We start from the raw sequence: 16858 nt of genomic DNA on the forward strand, positions 1-16858 counted from the left end.
TAATTAAGCACGGCCCATGCCAAATTCTGGTACAATGATTACGGCAACTTAACTTAGTGGAGTAATGAACACGGTGGCTTTTTGGCCTTATTTTCTACCACCACTTTTAAAATAGTGTATAAGATTTTGACACCTATCTATAAAGTATCCATATGGGCTATAGGTGAACAACTTAAGTAGGTAGAATCCTGTCATAGTGTTGGCACAAGCTGTGCATTCTATAACAGTGAGTTTGAGTTACTAAGGAGCACTTTTTGAAACTAAAATCTTTTCTACTACTTTCTACTTTAATTGCTAGCTCTTTTGCTTTTGGAGCTGGTGAAGGTCAGAAATTATCATTTGATCAACTAAGACAACGTGTTTTCAAAAAAGAATACCAACAGGAAACATCAAATACTGACGTACTACACTCACGCTTTTCAAGCTGGGGTATCAAAAATAACTTTGCACAAGGATCAATTAATCTTCCAGGTGCACTTAAAAAATTAAAGACACAAAAAGAAGTTGTTGTAGCTGTTATTGATACAGGTATTGATCCAACTCACCCATTCCTTAAAGATAATATCTACGTACCTAAAGGAGATGCTAGCATTTCTAATTTTGGACTAGATTTCTCTAAAGGTGCTGATAATGTAAATACTCCTTACGATAAGAATCGTCACGGAACTCACGTTTCGGGAATTATTAAGTCAGTATTTCCAAATGTTAAGATTCTTTCACTGAAGTACTACAACCGTCACGCTTCAGGTAAGGACAACTTAAACTCAACAATCAAGGCTCTACGTTACGCAGTTGATCTTGGTGTTGATATCATTAACTACTCAGGTGGTGGACCAGAGCCGGATTTAGAAGAACTTGAAATTCTAAAGAAAGCAGAAAGAAAAGGAATCATCGTAGTTGCAGCAGCAGGAAACGAGCAAGAAAATATCGATAACAAGAATACTGCTTACTTCCCAGCAAGCTACAAGTTATCAAATATTATTACTGTAACTGCTCACGATCAGTCGATGAAGATTCTTAACTCTTCAAACTGGGGAGCACAAACAGTAGACGTTTCTGCACCAGGATATAAGATCAACTCTGCTATCCCGACTTCAAGAAACGGTCTGCTAACAGGAACTTCACAAGCTACTGCTTTTGTTTCTGGAGTAGCAGCAATGTTAAAAGCTGGATACCCAGGTCTTTCAGCAAAGCAAATTAAGAAGATCATCTCAATCACTGCAAAGAAAGAGATCACTTTTAATGGAAAGGTTAAGTCTTCAGGACGTGTTGATGCTACAGCAGCTGTTGAACTTGCTGAAAAGCTAAACACAAAGACAAATGGTCAACTAGCTAACTACAAAGAAAGCAAAAGAGAAGTAGCAAACACTCCAAAAGTAATTATCAGAAAATAATTAATTCCTAGATGGCCCTAAAATAGGACGTAAGCGCAAGGGTCGTCCCCATAATAAAGATCACTCCTAGCATTCCATACAATAAATAAGACACCTTAAAAAATCCCATCATCTTATAATCAAGAAAACTTTCAATTTGACTCTTATTATTTAGCTCGCGTGTTTCAGATATTGCTTCCTTAATACGCTCATAAAGAGAAACCTCTTCGATACCCTTTTGCGTATATGGTTGCCAAATTTCTTGCTCGCTCACTCCAGAGTTCATCATTTCAATAACGATATCCACTAACTCTTGAAGATAAAGTGCTCTCAGCTTATCAGTCTTTGAGTGCTCACTATAGAAGTAATCAAGAAGATTATTATAACGGCGACGCACTTTAATCATAAATTTCTTAAACTTCACATCACCTTGGAAAATTGCAGGGTTTTCCATTTCAAGAGGAGAAAGTGTCAGCCAATACTTTTCACGAAAAGTATAGAAGCTCTTCTCCCCTAATGGTTCTCCTAATGGATTAAAAGTTAAATCGAAGTCACAATCTTGGCAGCGTTCTTCAATAATATTTTCACTTTCGCACTTAGGACATGTTATAAGTTGCACATCCTGTGCAATATTATCTTCCATGAAGAGATGTTGATGTTTTTGTATGTCGTTTAAGAATTCTCTATCCATAAGAATATTGTAATTTCATAAGCTTAGTATTGGCAAATGTTAAATCATATACGACAATAAAGTATGTCTAGCCTGCTGAAAAATAAATTCTTTCTACCTGTGCTTCATATTCTTGCAGGTATCATTTACGCATTAAATTTTCCATTCATAGGAAAGTTCACAATCTTTCCAACAATCTTTTTTAGTGCGGCCGTTTTATTCTACGGGCTTAAAAGTGAAATTCGTTTTAAGTATAACCTCATAAATATTTTCTTATTCTGTTGGGGTTATAATTTTGCAGGATACTATTGGTTAACATTCACACTAAACGAGTTTGGAAACCTATTTTTTCCATTTAACTTTATCCTGTGGCAGCTCTTTTCGGTTATTATTGCGCCACAATTCTATCTCTTTCTTATTATCTTTTTCTTTTTAAAGAAGTATGTGAAGATCGATACATTAGCGGGAGGAATCCTTTATTCGCTAATCTTCGTTATTCTTGAATATTTTACGCCACAACAATTCCCAGCTCTTTTTGGCCATCCGTGGCTTAAGATATCTCCATTCTTAAAACCAGCACGACTCCTAGGAGTTCCCTTCTATAGCTTCTTAAGTTTATTCATTGGGCATCTTATTTTTATGTTCTACCAAAAACAAAAGCTTCCAAGAGTTCAAGGTGGAATCATCCTTGCACTTTTACTTATGAATTTTGGAGTAGGCCCAATAAAGTCTAATATAAGTAACGATCTTAAGATTCGAATTGTTCAAGGAAATATTGGAAATGACCTAAAGCTTAAATCTGAACAGGGCATAAAGCTTGCCTCATCAGAAGTTATTAATATCTATAAAGGACTAAGCTTGGCCGAAGGAATTGAAGATATCGATTTGGTTATTTGGCCGGAGACTTCTTATCCTAGATTTGTTTTCTCAGAAAAAAGTAAAAAGTTGTCAGACGAGCTAATGGATCTCTTTATTAAGAGTAATGCTAGCTACTTCTTTGGAACATACGATCTTGCTTCAACAAATCCAAGTGTCTTAGAGAATACGTATAATGCGACAGTACTATCTCGAGGTGAAGGAATTATTGATCAGGTCTATCATAAGCAAGTACTCATTCCTTTTGGAGAAGGACTACCTTTTGGGCCACTTAACCAATACCTGGCGCCTTACTTAACAAATATCTCATTCTTTGCGAGTGGAACTAAGTACACAAACTTTGAAGTTAAAGATAAACACTTTATTTCACTCATCTGTTATGAAGTCCTATTTCCTCGCTATGTTGGAAGATACATTAAAGAAGTGAAGAAGCGTGGAGAAAAAATTGATTTCATCGTCAATGTGACAAACGATTCATGGTATGGGCCTTACTCAGAACAAGAGCAGCACCTATTCTTAGCAAAGTGGAGAGCTGTGGAATTTAATCTTCCAATTATTAGAGCGACCAATACTGGAATCTCGGCCGTCATCAAACAAGATGGTCGAGAGTTAATTCGTACAGAAAATTTTAAACAAGAAATAAAAGATTTTTCTCTTTAAAATTAAAAACCTTCTTTAAGAAGATCATGCATTCGAATGAATCCCTTGAATTCATTTCCATCAATCACAGGGAGTACATAAATCTTATTTTGCTCCATTGATGTTAGGGCATCGATAGCAAGGTCATCAGAAGAAACTTTCTTAGGCTCTTTCGTCATAATCTCGCTAAGAGCCGTTTCAAGTGCATTAGCATTTTTAGCAATCGAGCGTCTGATATCACCTTCGACAAGAATTCCACTAAAGCTATTATTCTCAATAACAGCAAGGGCCCCAAGAGGTTTATTCGTCATTTCAAGAACGGCATCTTTTAAAAGATTTGATGGTTTAAGGATTGGGCACTCTTTCGCCACCCACATTAAATCTTTTACTTTCATCGTAAGAGACTTACCCAATTTCCCACCAGGGTGATTAATAGCAAACCCTTCACGTGATAGACCCACAAATTTCTCATAGGCAACAGCAATGGCATCTCCCATTGCCAGAGCAACAGTTGATGAAGTAGTTGGGGCAAGATCATTAATACAGGCTTCGCGCTCTACCGAGCAATCAAAAGAAATCCCACACTCAAGTGCAATTTGTTTTGTTAAATCACCTACTAGAGCAATACGGTTCTCTTTTCTTATTCTTAGAAATGGTATTAATTTTAAGATCTCACTTGTGGTACCAGATTTTGATAAAAAGATAATGGCATCGTTTTCACTAACTCTCCCAAGGTCTCCGTGAAGGGCCTCAGTTGGATGAAGAAAAATTGAGCGAAGGCCAAGAGAGCTAAATGTAGAAGATAGTTTCTCTCCAATAAGGCCTGACTTACCAACGCCACATAAAACCATCTGGCCGTTATGAGCATGCAGATATTCGAAGACACCAGTCAGTTTGTTACACATCTTCTCATCTAAAAGATCTATTACTCTTAGAATTGAATCAGCTTCAAGTTTTAAAACTTCCTTCATCTGACCAAAATGCTCCACTACCATCTCCTTTAGTGTCAATTTTTCTATCTCGATCGAGTCTACGACTATGTTATTATAATTATATGAAAATGTTAAAAATAATAGTGCTTTTTTCCCTGCTATTTAGTTGTAGTTCATATGAACAATTTGAACAATTAGTTGAAGAATCAGAAATACCTTCAAAAACTTATAAGTCGAATTTTAACCAGACATGGCAAGCTGTTCTTGAGATCATGCAACAGTATGATATTTCAGTAAAAAATCAAGAAGCTGGAGTCGTAAAAACACGCTGGATCAACAACACGAGTCAAATTAACTTCTCCGATGCCTTCGGCTCAAAAGAGATGGTTAAAGCGGCCCAATTTAAATTAGTTATTAATGTCATTAAAGGATATCGCGGAAAACAAGAAGTTTCTAAGGTTTCAATTTACCGACGCCAAATGATTGAAAAAGATTTTCTACAAGGTTGGCGCCTTGTACGTTCGGATGGAATTCTAGAGAAAACTATCCTCTATAGAATTGAACGTATTCTAAAACGTGAATCAATGATTAAAAAGATTGAAGAACAAAAAGCGAAAGAAGCAGAGAAAGAGTTATTCTAATGAATAACACTTTCTTCTTCTAATTTATTTGTCACGATAACAACATCATCAATATCTTCTTCAACTTCTTCTACTCTATTCATTCTTAAAATTTTGCGCTTAAAGAAAACCATGAAGTCTCTTTGGATAAGAAGCATACATGGAAGAACCACAAGAGTTAAAACTGTCGCAAATAGAAGTCCCCACCCCATACTCATGGCAAGGCCTTTCGTAAATCCGGCATCTCCACCGATTGCATATGCCATTGGGAATACACCACCAAGTGTTGTAATACTTGTTAATATGATCGCTCTTAGACGACTTCCTGCCCCTTCTAAAATCTCTGGACGATGAAAGCTAAACCAATCACTTCTTTTCTCATTAATTGTAACAACAAGAAGTAAGCTGTCATTTACAACAACTCCGGCCATACCAATAATACCAATAATCGCCATTAAACTAATGTCGAGTCCTTGGAAGTAGAATGCCCAGATAACACCTATCACTCCAAAAGGAATGGCCGAACAGATTAAGATCGGCTGCATAATACTTCTTAAAACAATCGCTAAAATAAAGAAGATACCAAGAAGAGCAAAAGCAAATTTCTTAACCATTGAACTCTTATTCTTTCTCGACTGCTCATCAGCATCCTGTGCATTAAACATTAAATCTGGATACTTCTTTGAAAGCTTTTGAGTTAGTAGATCAACCTTTTTAATTAGAACTTCTTTTTTAATAATTTCTTTATCAAACGGAAGATCAACAACAACTTTTCTCATTAAATTTGAGTGCCTAATTGTCGATTGCTTCTTTTCTTTTTTCCAAACTCCAATATCAGATGACTTTATGATCTCACCATTTGCCAGAACGACAGGAAGGTTACCTAGTTCTTCGAAATTTAGATCATCGCCATCAGCTGCATAAGTTAAAAAGCGAATCTTTCGATTACCACTTGTATACTCATAAACTTCATTCTTACTAATGAACTGAACTAATTGACTTGAGACTTGAGCCAGAGAAAGTCCTCGTGATTGAATCTCATTTTTATGAGGTGTAAAAATCCAAGCGTCTTTAAAAAGCGAATCATCAAGATCAACTGATTTAATTCCCTCAATTTTTAAATCCTCAATCGATTTTTTAGTATACTCTGTCACTTCTTCAACATTAAATGGAGAAAGAGATTGAATTGTTACTTCGACAAGGTTTTCACGACTTTCATCATCTCCACCCTTTGCAATCTTAACCTCTAGCCTTTCAAACTTACCAGTTTTCTCAAGCTCTTTAAGTTGTTCCTTAAGGAAGTCTTGTACATCTTTCTTGTTGGCCTCAACATTATTATCAAGCTGTGAAAAAGAAACTCTATAACTAAAATACTGTGGCCCCTCTTGCTTCTTACCATTTGTATAATTTTGTCCAATTGAGAATTGGTAGTTATTATACTTATTTTTGTCAATCTTACTCATAACCTCTTCTACAGGAGTCAGTTGTTTATATGAGTCTTCAAGATTTTTTGATTCTTTCAAAGTACCGACAAATTCAACTGTTTCAGAAGAAATATTTAAATTGAAATTGAAGTTAATATTCTTGCTCGCAAAGATTATTGAGCCAATCATTGCCACAATGAAACCTGTTAAAACAATATAGCGCCATCTTAGTGCTCCATCGAGTAATTTAAGATACCCTCTTTTAAAGCGCTGGAAGTAATTAGACTCATGATGTGCATTTGCTTTTGTTACAAAGTGCTTTAAGTGGTTTGGAAGGATAAAGAAACTTTCAAATAAACTTAAAAGAAGCGCCGAGAAAACCACAACAGGAATCGCCATTAAGATATTTGACATTGAATCCTTCCCAACAAGAATTGGGGCAAAGGCAATCAGTGTCGTTGCAACAGTTCCACAAATAGGTTTCCAAGTCGAAAGAACAGCACCTACGGCCGCATCTTTTGAACTGGCACCGTTTTCAAGATTTTGCATATACTGTTCAGAGATAATAATAGCATCATCAACTAGGATCCCAATAACAAGAAGCATCCCTACAACAGAGATTAGATCAATTGAAATCCCCATTGTTTCAAGAACTGTAAATGTAAAAAAGTATGCAAGAGGCATCCCAAGAGAAGTCATAATTGCAGTTCTAAAACCTAAAAATAAACAAAGCGTGATCAAAACAAGAACGATTCCCATTAGAGCATTTGATTGTAGAGCATTAATTTGTCTTTCAATGAATGCCGGACCATCTTCAACACTTATGATATTCACACCTTCAGGAGCTTGCTCATTAATCTTTTTAAGCTTCTCTTCTAGTTTTTCCTTTAGTGTAATTGAATCGGCTTCAACATCTTTAAAGATATTAAAGTTAATCCCTGGCTTCCCATTTATGTAATTAGATCGTTTAATTTTAGGTAAGCGATACTCAAGAGTTGCTAAGTCCCTTAGACGCAAAGTATGGCTTGAATTATTTGAACGAATCAAAAGATTATTAAGTGATTCAATATCGTAGTTTAAGTTTTCAATTTCAATCGAATAAGAATCACTTCCTTTACGGATACTTCCTAAAGGGTAAATTCTAAAAGTTTCTTTAATCTTATTATAAACATCTGATGGCGCTATTCTATAGCGGGCCATATTATCGACATTAAGTTTAATATAAAGATCTTTTGTATATCCATATGTATCGACTCTTGATACTCCATCGACTCTTTCAAGCTCTTCTTCTATTTTCAATAACCAGTTCTGGTGTAAGTCATTACTTTGTTCAAAATTTAAAATTGCATAATAATTAAACCAAGAATCTGTTTGCTTAATATGGCGAACGACAATATCTTTAGTTTCAGATGGAAGATCTCCACGGATTGTTTCAATAGCATCTTTAATTCGAGTCTCTAAATCACCTATTTCCTCAAACTCATCTTTCACATCAACATTGATACGCATATACCCTTGTTGCGAGTTTGACCAAATTTTATCGATACCAGCACTACCTTTAATTGCACGCTCAATTGGGTAAGTTAAAAACCTTTCAATTTGAGATGCACCTGCACCAGTCAATGTGGCAGTGATTTGAATTCTCTTTGATGACCAATTTGAAATTAGATCTCGTTTCATATGGGCAAGGGAGATAATCCCAAAGAGCACCATCATGATACTTAATAAGTTTACTAGAAAGCTATTTCCTACAAAGTATGAAACTAGTTTTTTCACAAGCTACTGTCCTATTTAGATTTTAAAAACAGTAGCTTGTAGCACTAAAAATGTGAATTTATTTAGGTTTTAAGAAATTCTGTCGAATTTACACTAACTAAGGCATTGAAAATACGTTAGTAGGCCATGATATACGTCACCCAAGACTCACAGTTCTCTTCAACAGTTGAACGATAGAAGATACCATCACCTGAACCATCATCATCCTCACCTTCCCAGAAAGTAATGATATTTTCAAATCCAGCATCCTCCATGATGTCTTTGATCTCGCCAATTGACCAATGTCTCCAATCATATGAGAAGGCCTTACGATACATTTTTCCATCTTTATGTGTTTTAAAGTGAATATAGTACTGAACTTCCTCTGTTAATGGATTGTAGCTATCACAATCCCAGTAGTAAGTGTGATCATCGTGCTCAGTCTCTTCTTCTAGCTCTTGACGACATTCTTCACCACCAAAGATATCCACCATAAAGATACTTTCAGGTCCCATATTCTTTTTTACTTGTTTAAAATAATTAAGAAGAACATTTCTTTCTTTGAAGATGAAATACGAAAAATTAAAAGCAACCGTAACGTCAGCTTTAAATTCATAATCATCAAGCACGTTTCCATTAATATAATGCATACGTGTTTTTTCTTCTTCTGTTAAACGAGAGTAGTGATTTTCCATTCCATATGCCTGTGGCTCTTCATCAAGATCAATACCCCAAGCTTCACGATCTTTCCCTTCTTTTACCCAGTCACAGGCCATTGCAGCTGTACCACCAAAGTCTTCACGTAGAGATCTTGGAGAGCGGCCAAAAATCTTCTTATATTCTTTGTTGATAAATTCAATATCAACTTCGTGATTTTGGACTGACTTTTCATAAAGTTCGTACTTTAAATTCGTTGGAATTTTCGACATTAAATACTCTTTTGTTATTTATTTATATGATTTGACTTCTTTTATGCCTGAATTGTAACTCATATTGATTGAATTTTTAACCTTAAATCTTAAATCATTTGTTTTATAGACACTACGTGCCAGAGAGATAAACTCCTCACCAAAGTCTGCTTCTTTTTCCTTAAGACGGATATCATCTTCAATTACCCAGAGCCTCTCATTAATCTCTTTAAGCTCACTCATAAAAGATTCTATTCCTTCTAAATTTAGTTCGGCCAAAGTTTTCGCTAATTCATCATATTCGGCCTGTGCCAAAGATACGCGCTCATTGTCTTCTATACGCTCTGTCTTAATTTTTAAGATAGTCATCTTATCAACGAGCTCACCAAGTGAAACAGGACATTCAATAATCATCTTATACCTCAATATCAATATAATTAATTTCTATAATAGTGTACTCAAAATCATCCCCTGGTGCCTGAACAATAACCTCATCACCTTCTTCTTTTCCAATCATGGCCCTAGCAATTGGAGACTTCCAACTGACATATCCTTTTGTCGTGTCCACTTCATCGACGCCTACAATTGAATATTTCTTCTCTTTTCCATTCTCATCTTCTAAGGTAACCGTTGCACCAAATTGAATCTTATCAGTTGTGACAGAGAGAGGATCAACAATTAAGGCGGCATTGATTCTTGTATTTAGAAAGCGAATGCGACGATCGATCTCACGCAACCTCTTCTTTCCATACTGATAATCAGCATTTTCAGATCGATCTCCAAGTGAAGCAGCCCATTTAACTGTTTCAGTTATCTCTGGTCTTTCAGTTTTCATTAAAAAATTTAACTCTTCTTCGAGCTTTGCAAAGCCTTTGGGAGTAATATAATTATCTTTCTTTATTGCCATATTGACTTAGAATTCCTTCTACTCCATTTTCAACGAGGTCCATCACTTCCTCAAAGCCTCTTGCACCACCAAAGTATGGATCGGGTACTTCTTCATATGAAGTATATGGACCACTACAAAAACTACAAAATAATTTAACCTTATTTTTATAATTTTCCTCAGGGTCAAGTTTTAAAATATTTCGATAATTAGACTTATCCATAGCAACGATAAGATCAAACTCTTCAAAATCTCTTTTTGTGAAACCTCTTGAAATACTTGGAAGCTTATATCCTCTTTTCAAGGCATGCTCCTGCATACGTCTATCGGCACCTTCTCCTGCGTGATAGGCACTAGTACCTGCAGAATCAACCTGAATCTGTTCTTCTAAGGCCAGCTCCTGAATACGATGTAGAAGTACCCCATCAGCGGCCGGTGAACGACATATATTTCCAAGACAAACAAATAAGATTTTCATTACGAAATTATGATAGAATCGAGGGTGAAAGTAAATTTAAAGGAATAAAATTATGACAGTACAAAGAATCAGAACAATGGGAGATCCAGTTCTAAGAGAAATAGCACAAGATTTTACTAAAGAAGAAATTCTTAGTGAAGAGACAAAGCAACTTCTAGAAGATATGAATGATTCAATGCTAGCAGTAGGTGGAATAGGAATTGCTGCTCCCCAAATTGGTGTTTCTAAGAAAGTTACAATAATTGATGTACCTGAGGATTCACGATACGAAGATGCAACACCAATTGGAAAGCTCATTATTTTCAATCCAAGAATTGAGTTCTTAACAGAACAAGAAGATGGATATTGGGAAGGGTGTCTTTCGGTTCCTGGACTGAGAGGATATGTAGAAAGACCAAATCATATTCGTGTGACATATTTAAATGAAAAGGCAGAGGAAGTCGTTTTTGAAGCACAAGACTTTTTAGCAACAGTTTTTCAACATGAGATCGACCATCTATATGGGAAACTTTACGTAGATAATGTAAAGGATATAAAAAAGCTCGTTTACGAAGAAAATTTATAAAATAAAAAGGCCCTCTTAATAAAGAGGGCCTTTCTTTTTGTAGAAGGTTTTATTTATTATTCTGAAACAATTGCACGCATTACATCTAATGTTTCAGGAGATAGTGATGATTCGTAGCGTGCCCAAATTTCTTTAGTCTCTGCTACAGAAGTGTCTCGATCCATTTGAGCAACAACTTCTTCAAGGATTAAATTTGCTTCTTCAACTTCAGAGTTGTAGATAGCAATTTGATCTGCACTCACACCTTTAATTGTTCCATACACAGGACCAAACTCTGCTAGTCCTTCATTATCAAGAACAATTAATCCAGCAAGACCAATCTTAGCGGCTTTTGCCCAATCTTTTTGGTCACCTGAGAAGATTGCTTTTACTGAGTAACCAACACCTACTTTCATTGCCAGTAGTCCAGTATAAGCGATGTAGCAGTTACCTGTTAACATACCAACTGCTGCAGACGCATTAAAAGAAAGACCTGTTGCAAGAAGTAGACTTAGAATTACCTTTTTCATTTTTTTCCTCCATGTTTTTTTTGGTTGTAAATAACGATAACGCCCAACTAGATTTTTCTAAACTTAAATAAAGGTAATATGTCGAGCGAGATTTTATAAAAAACAACTCGCTATTTTTACAAGTGATAGAGTCTGACTTTACTTCTATCAAGTATTTTCAAGAGATTACGAATTTGAAGTAAAGTTTTTGCATTTAAAATCCGACAAGATAAGAAGGATAAATACTAATGAGAGAGACATACTATGAGTGAAGGTAAGAAACAAAGTTTTATTGCTTTAGCGTGCGTACTTAGTGTTAATGCATTTGTTGCATATCAATTCTTTTCAACATCTAAGTTTGATAACGTCTATTCGAAAGAAAAAATCCATGAACGAAGAGCTCCAGCGTCTCAAAAAGTTCCTGGCGAATACAAAGAGTTCCCACAACTATTCCCTTTTGAAGAGTATGTCATCTATGAAGACTTCAATGGAAATGTCGACTACAAGATGTCTGTAGACTTCTGGTCAGACAAAGGCGCTAAATACTTCACAAAAAACGGTAAAGAAGCAATTGAAAAAGGCCTTAGTGCTGGATTCAAAAGACTTATCGAAAAAGGAAATAAGGAAGGGACGACTTTAAAATCGGAACTACTTCCTGAATTAACAAAAGAATTCCTCAATACTTTTGTTTATACAGTTAAGGTTCATAAGCTTATCGATTCTAATTTTGAGTTCGATATTATGTTTACACCTTACAATAAAGACTCTGTTTCATATAAGGATGAGTTACAAACAAATCAACTTATAAACCTTGAGACTCAAGGATCACTTTATGAAGCTTTCCAAACTTATAATAAGAATTTCTCACATCGTGTCCTAGATACACAAATCCCAATTTCTAACGATATTTATCAATATATCGGTGGGGCAATTACACTGACATCAGAGCTAATTGATACAGACTGGAAGATATCTCAACCTATTCCCAATCCAAAAAAGAATGGAATAAAGGGATATGTACGACTTCGTAAGTATTATCGTATCAACTACCCTACAGACTTAAAAATAGATTCATTTAAATCAAAATATTTGAATATCACAGAGCAGGAATTTGAAGCAAAGAATGAAGAACCACAAGTTCTTACTGTTGATACAATCTATGAATACAATCTTGATAGCTTGGTTCCTAAGAAAACTAAAACGATCTTTCACTTTGGCGAGATTGTTTCCCTTGATAAGAAGTACGATAGCTTCTTCAAAAGACTTTTTAGTGTATTTGATAAAAAGAACGACATTAGAACTTCCAAATTCAAATTTCAAGGAGACTACTCTAATGGCACAATCCGTACAAACTTCAACGGTGAGCTAAAAACTTTAGTTTACAGTCATAAAGACAAGAAGTTTACGAGCAAGAGTCGCATTACGACAAACCCAAGAGATTTTGATTTAAGAATGCATGTTAAAGATGCAATCAGAAAAACTCTTCTACAAGAAAATACAGACTTTCTTGTACAAAAACTTAATCTAGAGAAATTTATTAAATAATAGGATCGACAATGAAATCGACAAAGAAATTATTAACAACAGCTCTACTTTCAACTCTTGCTACGCAATCATTTGCAGCAAGCTTTAATATCAAAGACCGTCTCGACTCACAGAAACTATTTCTAGAGTCTTACGAATCAGTCTATGGAAAACGTGACTATGCTCATGCTCCGACTTTCTTTGATGCGATAAAAGAGCTCGATAAATCGAAAGAGAAACAAGCAGTAAAGTTCTTAAAGAATATTGACGAAGTTTTGCCAAATAAAATAGCAATGCCTGTTACTTACTGGACAAAAGTTTCTCCAAATGAAAAAGAGCTTGGTAAGGTTCTCTACTACTTCCTGGCCTATAAACTATTTATACTCAGAGACTTTATTGATAATCCTCTAACGAAGGATAAGGATAAAAAAGCTGCACAAGAGCTTCTTACAAAGATCACTAGAAAAGGAATCACATCAAATTCTATTTCAACTTATTTTCCAACATTAAAGCTACAGGCAATGAAAATCGCAAGCAGTAAAGATGTAATCGGAAGTATTAAAGAGAATGAAATTGCAACAATTGATTTTTCAGAAACATTTAGTGATATTAATAACTACTCTCTTTCAGCGCTTGGTTTTGTTCCTTCAAATAAAACAGAAATCGTCTCGGAGAACGAGCGTTCGCTAGAGCGTATCGATTGGCTGAATCAAAGAGTTATCTTTGCAGGTGGGACTCTAGACTTCGATTCTGATTATATTAAGATGCCAACACCTGAAGATCCTACAGGAAATATCATTTTTCAACAGGATCCGATTTACATTAAGATTCGTGATATGATTGCAAGTTCTAAGGACTCAATCTTTATCGATATTTTTCTCTTCGGAGGAACTCTTGGAGCAACTCTATCAGAGTATCTTTTAGATCAAACGAAAGAGAAGCTTAAAGAAAATCCTAATTTTAAAGTTGTCCTACTACACGACTATGCTACTAACTATAATATGTTAGATGAGATGATGCCGATCTTTGAATACATTAAAGAGCGTCGTGAAAAAGACCCTGTTTTAAAGAAAAGTGTCTCATTACTTCAGGCAAATATTCAGCGTCACCCTCCAGGTATCCCTTTTGGAATTACAAAACTAATCCCAAAAACTGCTGAAGCGATCAAATATTTTGAGTCAGGTAGTACATATTTTGAATCAAAAATTGATCACTCTAAAGTAATTGTCGTTGATGGAAACACTGAAAATGCACAAGCATATTTTGGTTCAAAAAACTGGACTGACCATAGTGGTGGTTACTACTACGATGATGCTATCTACGTAACAGGTGCTGCAGCAGGACTTGTTCAAGCTTCTTACTACCGCGATCTTCAAGCGGCACTTACGGAAGACCCAAAAGAGCTAGTAGGTTTCTACTATAAAGAACAAGGTTTCGATAACCGTGCCTACCTCTCTCAAAAAGATCAAATCTTAGAAGATATGCGAATCAAGAAAGAAAAGTATGAAATTAAAGGTGACTCCGTTATTCGCCTTGCCGAAGCCGATGTTGATGGAACAATTAAGAATGTTCGAAATATCCTCGTTGATATGATCTCAAAGGCAGAAAAGAATATTTTTATGGAACAGCTATTCCTATATGACTCATATGTAATCGATGCCCTTGTAAAGGCCAAGAGACAGAACCCTCTTCTCGATATTAAGCTAGTTATCGATCACAACGGAAACTTTGGAATGAACGGCCTCCCAAATACCCTATTCGTTAAAAAGCTTGTTGATGCAGGAATTCAAGTACGTGCACGTAAGACTTATGGTATTACAGCAAACTTTCCAGACGGCTCAACTAAAGAATATCACCAAGAAAACCATAGAAAGATTACATCGATTGATGGAATCACTGTTCTAGGTGGTTCATCAAATATTAATCCAGATACTCTCCAAGGTTCATTTAGAGAATTTGGTGCACAGATCTTTGATAAGAAAGAAGTAGCAAGCTTTGAAAGACGCTTTAGTCGAGACTGGCATGACTCAGAAAAGATGGAGATCTTTGATATCGAAAATTTTGAGGCAAATGTTCAAGGGGTTGCTTTTGGAAAACGCTCATCTTCAATTATCAATGCTCTTGGAAGTATGATCTATAAGTCAAAAGACGATATCGAAAAACGCCACAAATAATAAAGAGTTCTATATTCAAACAGGTAGCTGTTAACCGCAACAGCTACCTGAATTTCCTTTATCTTCAAAATACTTCTTTACTCTCTTAGGTAGCTCGACAAATAGTAGTGAGCGAAGAAGTAGAAGTGTAAACACTACCGCTAATGAAACTTCCCACCAGCTTGATGTCTCGTGATTGTGATGAGAAACATTAAAGTTAAGAGGCCATGAAAATGCACTGTAAAGGTAGTCCGTTAAGAAAGAAAAACCTAGCGCAACAAGAGCAATTGAAAGAAGGTTGATCACAACACCTTTTTTTCCAATATACTGCCCGATAACTAAAATATTTGAGATATTCGTCGCTGGACCTACTAAAAGAAAAAGTAATGCCATACCAGGACTCATTCCCTTCATTACAAGAGAAGCTGCAATAGGTGTCGTCGCTGATGCACAAATATAAAGAGGAATCCCTACAAGTAGAATTGCCCCTCTTCCACCCCAACCAGAAAGGCCATCAAAGAAATTAGCAGGAAGTGCAAAGTCAATGAATGCTCCGGCCACAATACCAAAGGCAAGCCAGATGGCCATATCATCAACAAGCTCAACAAATCCAAAGTGAACAGAAGCTTGCGCCTTCTTTGCAAAGCTTTGCTTTACAATAACACTTTCATCTTTCTTTTTTGAACTTCCACAACAACTAGGCTTAACTTCCCCACTAACCTGTTCAACATCTTTATCTGTTTTAAAAACTAATTGAAGAGCACCAGCAACAAACGCCGACACAAAAGCAGCGACTGGGCGGATGATCGTCATTGGGATATCCATCATTCCATAAGTCATGGCTATTGAATCAACCCCAGACTCAGGTGTTGCAATCAAAAACGCAGAAGTGGCCGAATTTGAAGCCCCCTGCTTTTTTAATGTGGCCGCAGTAGGAATAACAGCGCAACTACAAAGAGGAAGTGGAATACCTAAGACAGAGGCTTTTACCGCTCCCTTTAATCCCTTACCACCCATTGCCTTCTTTATGCGCTCAACAGAGATAAAAGCTTTAATAACTCCTGCAGCAAGAAGCCCAAACATTAAAAACGGAGCCGATACTAATATATAATTCCAAAGTGACGTTAAAAAACTCATAAAATTTACCTTTTTTTCGTTGACCAATCTTAGCAGAATTATTCTGAAACGTCCTTTATTACTGGCTTTTTCACACAACCATAGACAAATTTTATAGACAGGCTAAAAAAAATTGAACTTTTTTTAAATTTTTCTATTGACGAATGAAACCGAAATCCCTATATTAAGTCTTACGAAATGCGGGGGCGTAGTTAAGTTGGTTATAACGTCTGCCTGTCACGCAGAAGGCCGAGGGTTCGAGTCCCTTCGCTCCCGCCATTTTCATTTCGTAACATTCAAGTTTTAATCTCTTCGGAGACTAAGATATTAAAAGCCGAGTTAACCCACTCGGCTTTTTTTTTGCCAATTTTTTGCTTCTGCAACTCTGGTCACAATGTCACGGCGCTGACGCTTGTTCCATTCTTTCGCAAGCCTATGCAGACTCAGCGTT

The 16858-nt window shown here is 36.0% G+C and carries 15 protein-coding genes and 1 tRNA gene; 7 read left to right on the top strand and 9 right to left on the bottom strand.

The features are described from left to right. Positions 1 to 254 precede the first annotated feature (254 nt). On the top strand, positions 255 to 1394 hold the full coding sequence (locus ACMAYL_RS13545; RefSeq protein ID WP_103219192.1) for a S8 family serine peptidase: 1140 nt from the start codon (positions 255 to 257) through the stop codon (positions 1392 to 1394). Positions 1395 to 1401: 7 nt separating this feature from the next. Here ACMAYL_RS13545 and ACMAYL_RS13550 read toward each other — a convergent pair whose 3' ends face one another. Beyond that, a complete protein-coding gene (locus tag ACMAYL_RS13550; protein WP_146037921.1) occupies positions 1402 to 2064 on the bottom strand; it encodes a hypothetical protein in 663 nt (220 codons plus the stop codon). A 63-nt stretch (positions 2065 to 2127) separates the two neighbouring features. Between ACMAYL_RS13550 and lnt the strand changes: the two genes are divergently transcribed. Further along, a complete protein-coding gene (gene lnt, locus ACMAYL_RS13555; protein WP_103219190.1) occupies positions 2128 to 3579 on the top strand; it encodes an apolipoprotein N-acyltransferase in 1452 nt (483 codons plus the stop codon). A 2-nt stretch (positions 3580 to 3581) separates the two neighbouring features. Here the strand turns inward: lnt and ACMAYL_RS13560 are convergent, their stop codons facing one another. Next, positions 3582 to 4547 (bottom strand): KpsF/GutQ family sugar-phosphate isomerase, encoded by a 966-nt coding sequence (locus ACMAYL_RS13560; protein WP_392993097.1) that lies wholly within the window; start codon positions 4545 to 4547, stop codon positions 3582 to 3584. Positions 4548 to 4612: 65 nt separating this feature from the next. Here ACMAYL_RS13560 and ACMAYL_RS13565 point away from each other — a divergent pair, with 65 nt between their 5' ends. Then, on the top strand, positions 4613 to 5131 hold the full coding sequence (locus tag ACMAYL_RS13565) for a hypothetical protein (RefSeq protein WP_146037919.1): 519 nt from the start codon (positions 4613 to 4615) through the stop codon (positions 5129 to 5131). Here the strand turns inward: ACMAYL_RS13565 and ACMAYL_RS13570 are convergent. The 5 genes from ACMAYL_RS13570 to ACMAYL_RS13590 form a co-directional block, all read right to left on the bottom strand. Continuing rightward, on the bottom strand, positions 5128 to 8310 hold the full coding sequence (locus ACMAYL_RS13570) for an efflux RND transporter permease subunit (RefSeq protein WP_412470283.1): 3183 nt from the start codon (positions 8308 to 8310) through the stop codon (positions 5128 to 5130). The two genes, ACMAYL_RS13565 and ACMAYL_RS13570, sit on opposite strands and share 4 nt — an antisense overlap. Positions 8311 to 8426: 116 nt before the next feature. Continuing rightward, positions 8427 to 9218, bottom strand: coding sequence for a class I SAM-dependent methyltransferase (locus ACMAYL_RS13575; RefSeq protein WP_412471245.1), 792 nt, complete (start codon positions 9216 to 9218; stop codon positions 8427 to 8429). Positions 9219 to 9236: 18 nt separating this feature from the next. Continuing rightward, a complete protein-coding gene (locus ACMAYL_RS13580; RefSeq protein ID WP_103219185.1) occupies positions 9237 to 9611 on the bottom strand; it encodes a DUF6165 family protein in 375 nt (124 codons plus the stop codon). A gap of 1 nt (position 9612) precedes the next feature. Continuing rightward, positions 9613 to 10104, bottom strand: coding sequence for a transcription elongation factor GreB (gene greB / locus ACMAYL_RS13585; protein ID WP_103219184.1), 492 nt, complete (start codon positions 10102 to 10104; stop codon positions 9613 to 9615). After that, entirely contained in the window at positions 10085 to 10561 is a 477-nt protein-coding gene (locus ACMAYL_RS13590; RefSeq protein ID WP_103219183.1) for a low molecular weight protein-tyrosine-phosphatase, read from the bottom strand. Before ACMAYL_RS13590 ends, greB begins: the two co-directional genes overlap by 20 nt. 52 nt (positions 10562 to 10613) lie before the next feature. Here ACMAYL_RS13590 and def point away from each other — a divergent pair, with 52 nt between their 5' ends. After that, on the top strand, positions 10614 to 11126 hold the full coding sequence (gene def, locus ACMAYL_RS13595) for a peptide deformylase (protein ID WP_412471246.1): 513 nt from the start codon (positions 10614 to 10616) through the stop codon (positions 11124 to 11126). Positions 11127 to 11182: 56 nt separating this feature from the next. On the opposite strand, the gene ACMAYL_RS13600 is transcribed toward def, so the two are convergent. Continuing rightward, entirely contained in the window at positions 11183 to 11635 is a 453-nt protein-coding gene (locus ACMAYL_RS13600) for a hypothetical protein (RefSeq protein ID WP_103219181.1), read from the bottom strand. Positions 11636 to 11878: 243 nt separating this feature from the next. On the opposite strand from ACMAYL_RS13600, the gene ACMAYL_RS13605 reads away from it, so the two are divergent. Next, positions 11879 to 13159, top strand: a complete 1281-nt coding sequence (locus ACMAYL_RS13605; protein ID WP_103219180.1) for a hypothetical protein — start codon at positions 11879 to 11881, stop codon at positions 13157 to 13159. An 11-nt stretch (positions 13160 to 13170) separates the two neighbouring features. Next, the gene (locus ACMAYL_RS13610; protein ID WP_412471247.1) at positions 13171 to 15312 is read left to right on the top strand and encodes a phospholipase D-like domain-containing protein; all 2142 of its coding nucleotides are present in this window, start codon (positions 13171 to 13173) and stop codon (positions 15310 to 15312) included. 30 nt (positions 15313 to 15342) lie between these two features. Here ACMAYL_RS13610 and ACMAYL_RS13615 read toward each other — a convergent pair whose 3' ends face one another. Continuing rightward, entirely contained in the window at positions 15343 to 16428 is a 1086-nt protein-coding gene (locus ACMAYL_RS13615) for an SO_0444 family Cu/Zn efflux transporter (protein ID WP_103219178.1), read from the bottom strand. Between the two features lie 181 nt (positions 16429 to 16609). Here ACMAYL_RS13615 and ACMAYL_RS13620 point away from each other — a divergent pair. Then, a tRNA-Asp gene (locus ACMAYL_RS13620) sits at positions 16610 to 16686 on the top strand. Positions 16687 to 16858: the final 172 nt, after the last annotated feature.

This window comes from Halobacteriovorax sp. RT-2-4 (assembly GCF_047085445.1).
Taxonomy (GTDB): Bacteria; Bdellovibrionota; Bacteriovoracia; order Bacteriovoracales; family Bacteriovoracaceae; genus Halobacteriovorax_A.

Bases quoted from the DNA above. Each gene is read 5' to 3' on its own strand.
- ACMAYL_RS13550 (WP_146037921.1), bottom strand. From the start codon at position 2,064: ATGGATAGAGAATTCTTAAACGACATACAAAAACATCAACATCTCTTC.
- lnt (WP_103219190.1), top strand. From the start codon at position 2,128: ATGTCTAGCCTGCTGAAAAATAAATTCTTTCTACCTGTGCTTCATATT.
- ACMAYL_RS13565 (WP_146037919.1), top strand. From the start codon at position 4,613: ATGAAAATGTTAAAAATAATAGTGCTTTTTTCCCTGCTATTTAGTTGT.
- ACMAYL_RS13575 (WP_412471245.1), bottom strand. From the start codon at position 9,218: ATGTCGAAAATTCCAACGAATTTAAAGTACGAACTTTATGAAAAGTCA.
- ACMAYL_RS13580 (WP_103219185.1), bottom strand. From the start codon at position 9,611: ATGATTATTGAATGTCCTGTTTCACTTGGTGAGCTCGTTGATAAGATG.
- greB (WP_103219184.1), bottom strand. From the start codon at position 10,104: ATGGCAATAAAGAAAGATAATTATATTACTCCCAAAGGCTTTGCAAAG.
- ACMAYL_RS13590 (WP_103219183.1), bottom strand. From the start codon at position 10,561: ATGAAAATCTTATTTGTTTGTCTTGGAAATATATGTCGTTCACCGGCC.
- def (WP_412471246.1), top strand. From the start codon at position 10,614: ATGACAGTACAAAGAATCAGAACAATGGGAGATCCAGTTCTAAGAGAA.
- ACMAYL_RS13600 (WP_103219181.1), bottom strand. From the start codon at position 11,635: ATGAAAAAGGTAATTCTAAGTCTACTTCTTGCAACAGGTCTTTCTTTT.
- ACMAYL_RS13605 (WP_103219180.1), top strand. From the start codon at position 11,879: ATGAGTGAAGGTAAGAAACAAAGTTTTATTGCTTTAGCGTGCGTACTT.
- ACMAYL_RS13610 (WP_412471247.1), top strand. From the start codon at position 13,171: ATGAAATCGACAAAGAAATTATTAACAACAGCTCTACTTTCAACTCTT.
- ACMAYL_RS13615 (WP_103219178.1), bottom strand. From the start codon at position 16,428: ATGAGTTTTTTAACGTCACTTTGGAATTATATATTAGTATCGGCTCCG.